Origin of the sequence: Actinomadura napierensis, from assembly GCF_039529375.1 — a bacterium.
Lineage (GTDB): Bacteria > Actinomycetota > Actinomycetes > Streptosporangiales > Streptosporangiaceae > Spirillospora > Spirillospora napierensis.
On record NZ_BAAAMR010000007.1, the window covers coordinates 96843 to 110308 of the forward strand.

Consider the following 13466-nt stretch of genomic DNA (forward strand, 5'->3'; position numbering starts at 1 on the left):
ATTCGCCGATGCGTGACGGCAGCATCCCCTATCTGATCTGCGCGCTCGTGCCGAACGAATTCGATCCCGAGTGGCAGGGCGCCGCGACCTGAAACCTGAGAGTGCCTTGCGCGCAGGTGGACCTGCCCGAACTATCCAGGTGAACGACAATAGGATTTGCCGTGACGCAGACAATGACCCGGCCATCGACAATGACCATGGGAAGTCTACAGGAGTGGCTGAAGAAGCTTAGCGCGCCAGACGGGCTGGAGATTCCCCGGGGGCTTTCCAGCGATCTGGGGGACCTCCGGGCCGACATCGATCTGAGCCCCCTCAAGGAGTGGTTCACCGAGCTTGCCAAGACGACAAAGCTCGTCGAGATATCGACGAACACCACGAAATTGGCGGATCTGTCGCTGAGTGGCAAGGTCACCGGCACGGAACTGAAGCTGACCGTCCGGTTCGTCGCCGCGAGTGACAAACCCAAGGCCGGCGACCCGGTCGCCGGTGTCGTGGTGAGCCTGTCGCTGGCCAAGACGGAGAAGTTCGCGTTCCTGGTGGACGTCCTGAAGACGGTGACCCTCGACCTCGAGACACGGATGATGGACGGCGCGAAGCGGCGCCGCTTGTCCGTCTCCGCGAAGTTCCAGGTCTCCAGCGACAGGACGCTGACGGCCACCGCCGAACTGGATTCCAAGGTCACCGCCAAGTCGGATTCCAAGGCGACTGCCAAGGGGGAGTCCAAGGCCACCGCCAAGGGGGAGTCCAAGGCCACCGCCAAGGGGGAGGCCAAGGCCACTGCCAAGGAAGAGTCCAAGACCGCCAAGCTGGACTCCAAGGCCACCGCCAAGAGCTTCCAGTTCACCGTGGCGTCGTCCGAGCCGCTCTCGGTGGCCGACGCGTTGTATGCGCTCGGGTTCACTGAAGCGCGGTCGCTGACGTTCCTTCCGTCGTTCACCGGCATCGCACTGCATTACGACGTCCTGGAGGCGGGAAAGTACCGCGTCGTCGTCCATCCGCCCGAGGAGAAGGACGGGACGCTCGCGTGGGCCGCCGCAGTGCTGCCCACGGAGGGCAAGGAGAAGAGCCGGCCCGTCGTGGCCTCGGCGATGGTGCCGCTCGGCTCCAAGACGCGGCTGTCTGATCTGGATCTGCTGCGCGGGCAGATCCCTGTCGACAGCGATCTCCAGATCGGTCTCCAGGCCGTCTACGTATCCCAGGACCTGAAGGTGGACCGGATCAAGGCGCTCAATGGTGCCTTGGGCAAAGCGGCGGCGCCGCTGCCGGAAGCCGCGGACCTGGTGGCCGGGACCACTCTGGCCGCGTGGGTGACGATCGGCGACAAGACCCACAAGATGCTGGTGCGCGAACCCGGTTCCAAGGAGTCGCAGCAGACCGGCGACGGGAAGCGGGCGGGCGACGGGAAGAAGGCCGGTGACGGGAAGAAGGCCGGTGACGGGAAGCGGGACGAGCCCGGCGGCGACGCGCAGGCGGTGCAGAAGGTCGAGCGGGCGCTGGGGGCGCTGTATCTGCGGCAGGTCCGGGTCCGGCTGGTCCCCGCGGGCGAGGGGCGGGCGGAGAGGCTCGTGGTGGGCCTGGAGGCGGGGTTCGTCGCGGCCGGCTTCGAGCTGCAGGCGACCGGCCTCGGCATGGAGATCGAACTGACCAAGGACCCCACCGTCCGGATGATGCTCCACGGCCTTGGCGTGGCGTACGAGCGGGATCCGCTGCATGTGCTGGGCATGCTCGCGGCTCGTCCCCCCGACAGCAAGTACGAGTTCGCCTACGACGGGCTGATCATGGTCAAGGCCGCCAAATGGGGGCTTATGGCCGTGGGATCCTACGCCCGCATCAAGAAGACGGACCGGCACCCCTCCTACACCTCACTGTTCGTCTTCGGCGCGTCGGAAGGAAAGATCGGCGGGCCGCCACCCGTGGTGTTCACCGGGCTGGCGTTGGGTTTCGGCTACAACAGCCGGCTCACCCTGCCCGAGGCCGACAAGGTGGCCCAGTTCCCGTTCGTGCGGGCCCTGGGCAACATGGGGGAACTGGCCGGGGCCGACCCCGACCAGCCGATCAGCCCCACCAAGGTCCTGGAGAAGGTCACCGGCGGCGCCGACGCCGTGGTGTCACCGGCCAACGGTGTGCTGTGGCTGGCCGCGGGTGTGAGCGCCTCGATCGCCGAGACGGTGGACGTGGCGGGGCTGCTGATCGTCCAGTTCAGTGACCGGGACTTCCAGGTGGCGCTGCTCGGGACGATGTCGGCGGACTTCCCGGCGCGTTCGACCGGATCCAAGGACGCGCCCAGTGTCGCCCACATCGAGCTGGGGTTCCGGGCGCTGTACGAGCACGCCAAGCGGCAGTTCTCCCTGACGGCGGCGCTCGGCGAAAACTCCTGGATCTTCCATAAGGACTGCAAGCTGACCGGCGGCGCCGCCCTGTGCGTGTGGTTCCCCGGCAGCGTCCACGAGGGCGACTTCGTGGCGACGGTCGGCGGCTACCATCCCGCCTTCACCAAACCCGACCACTATCCGGCGGTGCCGCGGCTGGGGCTGAGCTGGTCGGCGGGTTCCGCGGTCGCCGTCAAGGGCGAGCTGTACGTCGCCGTCACTCCCGAGGCGGGCATGGTCGGCGGGCGGCTGGAGATCAGCTACGACGCCGGGGGCCTGCGCGCCTGGCTGGTGGCCTACTTCAACGTCATCGTGTGGTGGGCGCCCCTGTACTTCCACGCCGACATCGGCATCACCATCGGTGCGTCCTACACCCTGGACTGCTGGTTGTTCAGCGTGACGGTCCGGGTGGAGATCGGGGCCACGTTGCAGGTGTGGGGACCGCCCGTCGGAGGGCGCGCCCACCTGAAGGCGGGCCCGTTCTCGGTGACCATCGGCTTCGGCGCCGACGAGGACCGGCGCTCGCAGCAACTGGAGTGGGACGAGTTCAAGAGCAGGCAGCTGCCCGAGGCGCCGGTGACCTTGTCGGTGTTCGACGGCCTGCTCACCGATCCGGTCATGATGAAGAAGGCGGCGCCGGGGAGCTGGATCGTTTCCACCGACGGGTTCGCGTTCACGACCCGCACGGCGATCCCCGCCACGGAGGTCGGCTACAACTCCGCGTGGCAGACGCTCGAGGACGAGCCTGAGGTCGGCGGCGTCAAGCGCCGCCGCAAGAAGCAGCTCGACGTGCGGCCCATGCGCTACAAGGGGACGCTGTCGAGGAGCTCCGCCCACACCGTGTCGATCACGAAGGGCCCGGGCGGCAGTGACCAGGACGCCGGACCGTTCGCCGCCGACGACTGGACCGTCGTCCCCCAGTACTCGGCCGTCCCCAACGCGCTGTGGGGCACGGTGCCGGACGCGCCGCCGCGCCCCCAGGACGTCGCGGCGTGCCCCACCGAGGTGTACGCGACCGGCCTCGAAGTGCGGATGCCGCCCCCGCGGCTGGCCGGCTGCAAGGTCGGCACCTCCATCGAGGTGATCCAGGCGCGGCCCTGGGCGGGACAAGTCAACCCGCTCCGACACGCCGCGTCCCAGCGCACCGCCCCGCCCGATCCGGGCGTTCCCCGCGAGACCGCGTTCAAGGAGATGGGCAAGGTGCTCACCGGACTGGGACTGCTGGAGGTCCTCTCATGACCACGCGTCCTCTGACGTTCGCCGACAACCAGACGCCCTCCGTCGGCCGGGGCACCTACACCATCACCGTCGCGCAGACGCTGCCGGACGACCTGCCGCTCGGCGGCGAGGCGCCTCCGGCGCCCGTCACCCAGCAGATCGAGGTGACGGGCCTGCGCCTGCACATAGGAGAGCAGGAGGTCCACGGCGCCTACCCGCCGGCCGGCTCCGGCGGCCGGCTGGACACCGTGCTGCCGCACATCGCCTTCGAACGGCGCGTCCTGCCCTGGGAGAACCAGCTGGACTGGAAGGCCGACGAGGAGGAGGACCGGAAACGCCCCTGGCTGGCGCTCCTGCTGTTCACCCGTGGCGAGATCGTCGACGACCCGGAGGCGGCCGGCCTGACCACCGCGGGCACAGCGGGGGAGCTGCTGGTCGACGCGGCGGACGTGACGGTGCCGGTGTTCTCCCCGGAACTCACCGGCGACGAGAAAGCCCAATCCGTCCGCACCATTCGCGTCACCAGGGAAACCTTCGGCCAGATCGCCCCGCGCGCAACCGAGATCGCGCACCTGGCGCACGTCCGCGGCTCCCTACCGGGCGAGACGAGCGGCGACGCGGCCAGGCGGGCCGCCGAGTACTCGTTCATCACGGCCAACCGCCTCCCGTCCAGGACGGGCGGCCCCTACGTGGCGCACCTGGTCTCTCTCGAAGGGCACACCGAACGATTCGCCGACCCGAGCACGCTCACCCGTGACATCCGGCTCCTGTCCCTGTACTCGTGGACGTTCACCTCCGGGCCGGGCGGGCAGGCGGGCTTCTCGGGGCTACGCGAGCAGTTGCTCCGGTCGGCGATGCCGGCCGACGCCACCGACAATTCGCGGAGCCTGCTGCTGCGCCTGCCGCAGCCGGAGACCACCGACACGGGCAACTACACCGAGCACACCCGATACAGGCTGGCCGACGGCTTCGTCCCGGTCGCCCATGACAGTGGGAAGCCGGAGGATTTCGCCTGGTACCGGGGGCCGCTGGTGCCCTACAAGGTGACCGGACCGTCCCCCGCCGACGCCGAGTACGGCGTCGACGACCTCGGCTACCAGGCCGCGCGCGCCCTGGGCCGCGGACTCGTCCTGGCCGACCAGGACGTCGCCGCCGCGCTGGCCGCCTACCTCGACCGTGCGCACGCCCGACTCGCGGAGGCCTGCGGCATCATCGCGCCCCAGATCCCGGCGGCGACGTCGGCAGAGGTGGCCGATGGGGACGGTGAGAACCTGCGGGAGGCGGTCATCTCGCTGCTCGGGCAGGCCGGCGACACCTGGCGCGCGGCGTTCCGGAGCGTGGTCGTGGACGGTGAGCCCGCCCACTACCACGCCGCCGTCCTGGCCGCGGACGCCTCGGCCGGCGGCGGCCCGGCCGGTGCCGGCGCAGCCCGCGACGAGCCCGGCCCCCGAGCCGCAACCGAAGCCGACCTGGTCGCGGCGCTCCGCGAGGGCGACCTCGGCTCGGCTTCCGCGCCGGCCATGACCGAGTTGATGAGCGCGTTCCTGGCCGCTGACGATTCGGTCCTGGGGGACCTCGCCGCGCAGGCCACGGCCGTGGCCCCGGCGCCCGCGGCGGCCGGTGAGCCGGACGGCACCGGCGCCCGGGCCCCCAAGAGCACCGACCCGGACGAACCGACGATCGTCCAGTGGCTGGACCGGCTGCGCCGCCTGGAACAGGTGCCGTTCGACCACCTCGTGCCGCACGCGGGGATGCTGCCGGAGGAGAGCGTCCGGGTCTTCCAGGTCGACGCCGTATGGCTGGGACACCTACTGGACGGCGCCTTCTCCGCGGCCGAGCGTTCGACCATCGACCGCGAGGCGCTGGAGAAACTGCGCGTCAACTACCTGAAAAGGACCTATGCCCTTCCCCGGTCCGGGATTCTGATCCGCTCGCAGCTGGTATCGGCGTACCCGGAGACGCGGGTGAGCGTTTCCGCCGAGCAGGCCGACGGCTCCGCTCCGACGGCGGGGAAGGTGCTGCGCTGCGACCGGATCGCACCCGACGTCCTGCTGTGCCTGTTCGACGGCCTGCCCAGGGAGATCGTCCTGCATGAGCCGATGCAGGGTCTGCACATCGGCATCCAGAGGCCCGGGGGCGCGGACGCCAAGGACGACTGGGTCAGCCTGCGCACTCTGGTGGAAGACGGCGCGCTCAAGGCGGGCCAGGCGCTGTCGTCCCCGGTCAAGGTCCCCTACCGCTCGGCCGAGGGCGCGGGCGCCACCGTCCTCAACGTCAACGACGGCGCCTCAGGCCTGGCGACGGTCATCGCCTCGGCGCTCGACGCCGGGTACAAGCCGGGCGGCACCACAAGGCTCAGCCCGAGCCAGCTCGTCCTGCAGATGGTCCAGTCACCGGAAACGGCGACCATGACCGTCTCTCCCATCTGACCGCGTCCCGTTTCCCATCGACCCGCCGGCCCGGAGACCGTCCGGGACGTGCCTGTCAAGGAGCGCCCTGTGAGCAGCCCAGAAGCCGTCATCGTGCCCGTCCGCGTCACGGCACTGATGGTCAACGACGCCGTCCGAAACCAGGACTGGCGCCGCTGGTGCCCCGACTTCACCCGACGGAGCCACCTCAGCCCGGAACCGGATCCGCTGAACCAGCCGGTGAGCCGTCCCGACAAGGGCGTGCTGGTGCACTGGGAACTGCCGGCCGCCTTGCGCAGCGGTGCTCTGCATCCCGACGGGACGACGACCTATGCGGGGGTCCCCACCCGATGGCTCGTGGTGCGCTACGGCGGCAGGACCAACACTGATGAGCGTTCCGCCGCCGGATGGCTGGTCCACAGCGATTGCGTGACCGACACCAAAGCCGCCGACAACTCCCCCTATGCCATCCCGACGTCCGACACCGACCCGACACCGGTTCCCACGCGCATCGGACGCGTCCGGCCGCTGGACGGCGATCTGTCCGAGCCCGCCGGCGTCCTGCCCGGCCCGCTCACCGCGGTCGGCCCCGGCCTGCCGACCTTCGCGACCTACCAGCCCTACAACATGGGCGTCTTCTCGATGCACGACCCCCTCACCGGACTCACCGGCGACCCGCTGGACCTCAGCTACCTGGTCATGGGCTGGTACGGCACCGACGCAGGCGACCCGTTCGCCGACATCACCGCCAACTACCAGGAGAAGATCGCCGAACGGCTCAAGCGCCTCGGCTGGGACTGCCCGGCCCCGGAGACGCCGGTCCGCACCGTCTGCGCCGGCGCCGCCGTCGGCGTCCGCTGGGAGAAGAGCGACGCGCCGGCGCCGGACCGCGACGAGGCGCCCGTCACCGAGAGCGACCCGAAGAAGCGTCCCGTCACCTACGGCGTCGCCGAATCGTCGGTGGACGGGATCAGCGCGCTCGCCCTCGCCCACAACACCGACTTCTGGAAGGACCCCGGCCGGCTCCGACGGCTACAGGCCCTCCAGTACGGGCTGCTGCACCAGCTCGACACCCGGGACGGCATGGCGGCCGCCCAACAGCGCACCCGCGAGGCACGATTTGAGCCGGTGACGGGCGGCTTCACCTGGGACTTCACCACCCCGCGCTCGGCCCAGGGCAAGGAGTCGCAGCCGGTCCGGCAGCTGCCCGAGCCGGAGCGGGAATGGCTGGCGAAGGCCAACGAGGCCCAGCGGGTCCACGACGCCGCCGCCCGGCGGCTCGCCCGCCGCCAGGAACGGCTCTACGAACTCTGGTGGTACGCCGAGGGACTCAACGCGATGAGGCCCACGAACGTGCATCTCAAGGCACGGCTGAAAAATCTGAAGGAGAAGGTCGATGCGAACCTGACCGCCCTCACCGGCAAGGTCAAGGCCGAGGGTACCGCGCTGACGCGGGCTCCGGCGCTGCTGAGGGCCGTGACGCCCGAAGACCTGGACACCGCGATCGACGCCGAGGTGAAGCGGCTCACCGACCTGTGGGATCGCGCCCCGGCGGGGCGGCCGACCCGGACCCCCCGGCCGGTATTCCACAACGCCCGCGAACCGGTCGTCCTCATCAAGGGCGCCAGGGCGTCCCGGCTGCTCGACGACCCCGCGGACATCCCGTGCCGGTTGTCCGGGCAGACGGTGACCAAGGCCGGTCAGAACGCCGCCGTCACCGCCGTGAAGCCTTCGGGCTGGGCGGCGTTGAAGAAGAAGATCCCCGCCAAGGTCCCCACGGGCCTGCCCGAGACCCTGCTGACCGAATTCGCCACGCTGGACCGGTACCGGGCCCCGGCCACCGTCATCTTCGCCGACCAGGCGACACCCGTCGCCTGGTCGGCCCCCGACCGGAGGGTCCTCTCCGTCCGCCGTGCGACCACGCTGTGGAAACAGCCGTGGACTCCGCTGCTGCTGGCGTGGGAAGCGGAGTACTTCGCCGTCCCCTACCACCACTATCAGGCCGAAAAGTCCGACCCCCGCAGGAACTGGGAGTTCGGAGACGACTTCTACCAGTGGCGCGGCGAAGGCGACGCGGCGGAGAGCGAGGCCGTCCCGCGCAGCGTCTCGGGTTCCATCCTGTTGTCGGCGCACGCTGTGCACAACATCACCGAACGTTTCGACCGCGTCGGTACCGAGGCTCCCGGACAGAGCAAGGAGTTCCTCGACGCGGTCGACGACCTCGCCAGGCACCTCGACGACGGCAGCGGCGGAACCGACCTGATCTCGCAGGCCCTGGACGGCTTCACCGCACAGCTCACCGGCCGCGTATCCGGCGTCCGCCCCCGCCCGAAGGCGAGCGTCGCCGACATCCTCGACGGGCACCACACTTTCGCGCCGCGGTCCCTGTCCGCCGTCACCCGGGCACCGGCGGACCCCGCTCCGGATGAGAACTGGGTCAACGCCCCCTACTACGAGCCCTACCGCGCCGGCCAGTTCCGATTCAGCCGCCTGTTCCTGGTCGACCGCTTCGGCCGCGGATACGAGGTCGTCGACACGGCCGACCGGCCCGACCAGCGTCCGGCGCCCGCCAGAGCAGCGACGGTCATCCCCGATGCCAAGGATCCCCGCAAGCCGGGCGACGCCGACGCGCTCGTCCACGTCGGGCAGCAGAGATCCTGGGCGCGGCACCTGTTCCAGCTCCGGCCGCGGCTCCCGCAGCCCGCCCGGCTCGGTTTCGACTTCATCTCCCGGCGGGACGACACGCGGGTCGCGTTCAGCGCCGACGCCGGAGACCAGATCAGCGCCTGGATCGTTCCCAACCACTTCGACGAGGCACTGCTGTGCATGGCGCCCGAGGGTCACCTGCTGGGGGAACTGCGCTCCGTGCAGGGCACACTGGTCTTCGAGCGGTATCACCCGGACGCCCCCACCCTCGGCCAGGACAGCGCCGAGCACCCCAACCTCGCTCATTTCCTCAACGGTCTCACCCCCAAGGACGACCGGCTCACGCCCCTGGCGGACCTGATCGCCACGGTGGAGAACGCACGGCGGGCCATCGCCCCGGATCGCCCGTCGTCGTCACATCCCACGCTGCGGATGCTCGGCCACCCGCTCGCGCTGATGCGCGCCCGGCTCGAACTGGAGGGCGATGCCGAACCGATCGTCCCGGTCCTGCCCAGCCGGCTGGCGGCCGACCCGCCCACCGCCGACTACCAGAAGTACGCCTGGCCGATCCTGCTCGGCTCGAACTCCTCGTTCGAGGACGGCCTCATCGGCTACTTCGACCAGAACGACTACACCCAGTTCTACGCCGTGGCCCCTCCGCACAATCCGCCGGAGGGCTACGTGGCCGGACGAGGCAAGGGGGCCGGCCTGGCCCTGAGGCTGGGCGAGTCACGCCTGGTCACACTGCTCGCCGATCCATGGGCCGGCGTCCAGGCCAACACCCATATTCTGCCGACCAGCTTCCTGCGTCCCGATGTCGACTACATCGCCCATGCGCTCGCGCACATGGACGCCGTCTTCCACGTCGGCCCGGCCCTGGGCCGCCTCCAGGGCGTCACCGTCAGGCGCGGCGACGGCACCGAGACGGTCACGCAGGCCTTCGGCCTTCCGCTGCCGGTCGTGGAGAGCGGCGACTGGACCTGGAAGCGGCCCGACGGGACCACGATCGCCGTGACCGCCACCGACACCACCGCCCGCATCACGCCCGAATTCCGCGCGCACCTGCGCACCGGGCTGCTGCATCTCGCCAACGGTATGACCCGACGCCACGACCTGACCACTCGGCCGTAACCCGAACACGCACCAGGAGCCCGGCATGACCAGCACCATCGCACCGCCCGACACCGACACCGGGGAGCAGGACTTCCCGTTCCGCTCCAGCATCAGCACCCACCCCGCGCCGATGACGGTCTCCAAGAGCCCCAGCACGCCGACAAAGGCATCCTTGGACGTCCTGATCTCCAGCTACGCCTTCTCCAACATCGAGTTCGAATCCCTGACGATCACGTTCACCGTCGCCGGCAACAACTGGGGCGAGGACGCTCCCGACATCCTCACCCCCGTATGGAACAAGGTCAGCCCGAAGATCGAACTTCCCCCCGGCTGGTCCCAAGACACCAGCAACCCGGAACCGGGCCAGTTCACCTTCAAGCCCAAGAACGAGAAGGCCGAGCCGGACGATGCGCTGCGTCTGCACCTGGACGACATCCACGTCAGCGCCATCGAGGGCATCACCGACGTCGTCATCTCCGTCGAGGCTCCCGGCGACAAACCAAAATTCAAGGACGCCACTCATCCGATCGGAAAGTTCCCCATCGGCTTCGAGTTGAAGAACTTCCGCGCCGATGACCCGATCGTGGAAAACGGTCAGTCGACTAAAGTCAACTGGCGGGTCGACGGCGACGACAATGCCATTTATCAATTCTTCGTCAACGGTGTCGAGAAGAAACTCGAAGGCGGCAGGATCGAACCACCTTTCGACACCGGTCCTCTGCACACCACAACGGTCTACAAGATCACCGCCAAGCAAGAGGTCAGTAACGGCTGGATTCCCTACTCCGACTCGACCGTCGTCTACGTCCACGACGGCGATGTCACCGCCGCCAACGCACTCATCGCCGGGCTGCGGCCCGCGCTCCTCAAGACCTTGATCTCCTATGACGTCCCAAAGATCATCGGTGAGGGTAGAGCCGGCACGAAGTACCAATACACGGGGCCCGGCGACGGTCTCATCGTGGGCGAGTTGACGATCTCCGGGGGAGAGGGAGCGAAAGCGGAGCTCGAAGTGCGGTTGATCTGCGAGGGATTCCCCACTACCGAGGCAAAGGTATCGGTCGGCAGTAGCGACGGCTATTCCAGGAAGCACATCGTCACGCCGGTTCCCAGCGGAGAAGCCTGGACGGCATTGATCAACGTAGAAAACAGCAGCGGCACCACTACTGGTCGGGTCAAGATCTACTGGGTCAGCCTGTCCGGAGACAATCGGTCCCCGTCTCGCCTATGGCCGCCACCGGGTCGCTGACCCCGATCACGCCACCAACCTCTGCTCCGCTGGGACCGCGCGGACCTGCTGAAATGCCTGCTGGAGCGCCCTCCGTCCCCAACCGCCGAAGTCCCGGGCCGCGACCTGCTCGCCGGGGCCGCAACCGCTTAGCCTTGTGCCTGCCGAAAACTACGTCCGTGCAGGCGAGAGGCGCAGGGGGTGGGCTCCGACGCGGGGCTTGATCAGTAGCAAGGACAGGCCGCGGCGAGGTGGTTGCCGCGGGACGATGGGCGGCTGTGCTGTTGCGACTGGCCTACATGACCGTGACCAACACGTTCGCGGTGCTGCGTCTGCTCCCAATGACCGATCGGGACAAGGACACCGAGATCCTGGTGTTGCGGCACCAGATCGCCGTGCTGGAGCGCCGGCTTGCCGGAAAGCGGGTGCGATTCACTACAGCGGACCGGGCGTTTGTGGCTGCGCTGCTGCACCGGTTGCCTTCCGGGGTGCTGCGGCGGATGCGGCTGCTGGTGCGGCCGGAGACGATGCTGCGTTGGCACCGCGACCTGATTGCCGGTCGGCACGCCGCCCGGTCCAGACCCAAGCGGCCGGGCCGTCCACCAACCGTCCGCTCTGTCCGAGCCCTCGTCCTTCGTCTGGTGCGGGAGAACCCGGGCTGGGGCTACCGGCCGGAGCACGATGAGTTGCTGGTGCTCGGTGTCAAGGTCGCGGCCTCCACCGTCTGGGAGATCCTCAACGACGCCGGTATCGACCCGGCACCTGAGCGTTCGGCCACCACCTGGACCGGCCTTCTGCGCTCGCAGGCCGAGGCGCTGCTGGCGTCTGACTTCCTGGAGACCGTCACACTTACCGGTGCGCGGATGTACGTGCTGGCGGTCATCGAGCATCACACCCGCCGCATCCGGGTTCTGGGCGCCACCGCCCACCCCACCGCAGCGTGGGTGACCCAGGCGGCCGGAACCTGGCCATGGACCTTCAGGACGCCGGCTGCCGGGCACGATTCCTGATCCGCGACCGCGACACCAAGTTCCCTGGCCTGTTCGACGCGATCCTGGCCGATGCCGGCATCCAGGCGGTGCTGACCGGGGTGCGGATGCCGAGGATGAACGCAGTGATAGAGCGATGGGAGCAGAACTGCCGCCGCGAGCTCCTGGACCGCATGTCGATCTGGAACCAGCGGCACCTGCTCCACGCCCTCCGCGAGTTCGAGACCTTCTACAACCAACATCGGCCCCATCAGGGCATCGCCAACGCACGCCCGTCGAAGCCACTGCCTCCGCCGATCAACAAAACAGACCAGATCGCCCACCTGAACATCCGAAGAAGGCAACGTCTGGGCGGAATCCTCAACGAATACGAACATGCCGCTTGACCTGCACGGACGAGGCTTTCGGCAGGGACAAGGTCCCAGGGCGGATCGTCGCCGCGGCGGCGACATCCAGCTCAACATGGACCGCCGCCTCAACCTCGCCGACGCCGGCCCGGCCGACAGCGGTCCGGCCGACGCTGACCCGGCTGCCGCGCCCGGCGGTGGCCCGCAACCCGAACAGGGCGAACACTCATGACACGCGTTAAGGAGCTTGGCGGGCCCGTCTTTGCGCCATTGGCTACTCCGATGCCGACATTGTGATTCATGCCCACGGCCTGGCCTGGGCCTGGATGTCTGCAGGTCTCGCGCTGTTCGGGGCGAAGCACCGGGCCGGATGGACACCCTGGTGGCTGATTCTCGGGTGAGATGGCGGTCGTCGACCACCGACATTCCAGGGGCCGAAGTGGTGACTACTCCGCAGGTCAACGTGCCGTGACAACGCAGCCGAGTGACGTCGTTCGGGTTGGGTGGCGCGTCGTAGGGAGTTCTCAGGCCAGGAAGACCCGCCGGTAGAGCGCCGACAGGTGGTCGCCGAGTTGCTGGCGGGTCCACTGCCGCTCGTTGAGGAGCAGGTCGATCACGTCGAACGAGCTGAGTGCGAGGAGCATGTCCGCTCCCGTGCGGATCGTCCACTGCGGGGCCAGCCGGCCCTCGTCGGCCAGCAGCTCGATGGCTCGCAGGCAACCGTCGTAGCGGGACGCGGTGGCCAGCTCCCAGTGCTGGGCGGCGTCCGGGTCGTAGCGGGTCGCCTGCTGGATGGCGCGGGCGGTCGGCATGATGCGCGGAAGGAAGTCGGCCGCCACCTGGGCGCGGGCGTCCAGTGCCGCGATCCCGTCTGCCGCCTGCCAGAGGGGCCGGAAGGCGGCGTCGCGGTCCTCGACCTCGTTGAGGTAATCGAACAGCGCTGCCAGGAGCTCGCTGCGCGAGGAGAAATGCAGGTAGATGGCCCGGCGGGAGACTCCGGCGCGCTCGGCCACCGCCGCCATCGTGGCCGCCGCCGGACCCTGCTGCTCGATCAGCTCCCGGGCGGCCTTGAGCAGTGCTTGGGAGGTGTGCCGACTCCGTGCGTTCTGCGGGGTTTCGATGGCGGCCATGTCGACAGTCTAGCCAGA

General features: G+C 69.1%; 8 protein-coding genes. 6 read left to right on the top strand and 2 right to left on the bottom strand.

The window, feature by feature from the left end; translation table 11 throughout:
• Positions 1–197: 197 nt before the first annotated feature.
• From ABD296_RS06550 to ABD296_RS06575, 6 genes are all read left to right on the top strand, one after another.
• Positions 198–3608, top strand: a complete 3411-nt coding sequence (locus ABD296_RS06550) for a DUF6603 domain-containing protein (protein ID WP_344262545.1) — start codon at positions 198–200, stop codon at positions 3606–3608.
• Positions 3605–6016: a hypothetical protein gene (locus ABD296_RS06555; protein WP_344262547.1), complete on the top strand. Its 2412-nt coding sequence runs from the start codon at positions 3605–3607 to the stop codon at positions 6014–6016. Before ABD296_RS06550 ends, ABD296_RS06555 begins: the two co-directional genes overlap by 4 nt.
• Before the next feature lie 69 nt (positions 6017–6085).
• The gene (locus tag ABD296_RS06560) at positions 6086–9772 is read left to right on the top strand and encodes a hypothetical protein (RefSeq protein ID WP_344262549.1); all 3687 of its coding nucleotides are present in this window, start codon (positions 6086–6088) and stop codon (positions 9770–9772) included.
• A gap of 25 nt (positions 9773–9797) precedes the next feature.
• Positions 9798–11003, top strand: coding sequence for a hypothetical protein (locus ABD296_RS06565; RefSeq protein WP_344262551.1), 1206 nt, complete (start codon positions 9798–9800; stop codon positions 11001–11003).
• A gap of 257 nt (positions 11004–11260) precedes the next feature.
• On the top strand, positions 11261–11992 hold the full coding sequence (locus ABD296_RS06570) for a helix-turn-helix domain-containing protein (protein ID WP_344262553.1): 732 nt from the start codon (positions 11261–11263) through the stop codon (positions 11990–11992).
• Positions 11953–12357, top strand: coding sequence for an integrase core domain-containing protein (locus tag ABD296_RS06575; RefSeq protein ID WP_344262555.1), 405 nt, complete (start codon positions 11953–11955; stop codon positions 12355–12357). The genes ABD296_RS06570 and ABD296_RS06575 overlap by 40 nt, the downstream gene beginning before the upstream one ends.
• On the opposite strand, the gene ABD296_RS06580 is transcribed toward ABD296_RS06575, so the two are convergent.
• Both ABD296_RS06580 and ABD296_RS06585 read right to left on the bottom strand, forming a co-directional pair.
• Positions 12332–12544 carry a hypothetical protein gene (locus tag ABD296_RS06580; RefSeq protein WP_344262557.1) on the bottom strand — a complete coding sequence of 71 codons (213 nt, stop codon included), beginning with the start codon at positions 12542–12544 and terminating at the stop codon, positions 12332–12334. The two genes, ABD296_RS06575 and ABD296_RS06580, sit on opposite strands and share 26 nt — an antisense overlap.
• Positions 12545–12842: 298 nt before the next feature.
• Positions 12843–13448, bottom strand: coding sequence for a TetR/AcrR family transcriptional regulator (locus ABD296_RS06585; RefSeq protein ID WP_344262559.1), 606 nt, complete (start codon positions 13446–13448; stop codon positions 12843–12845).
• Positions 13449–13466: the final 18 nt, after the last annotated feature.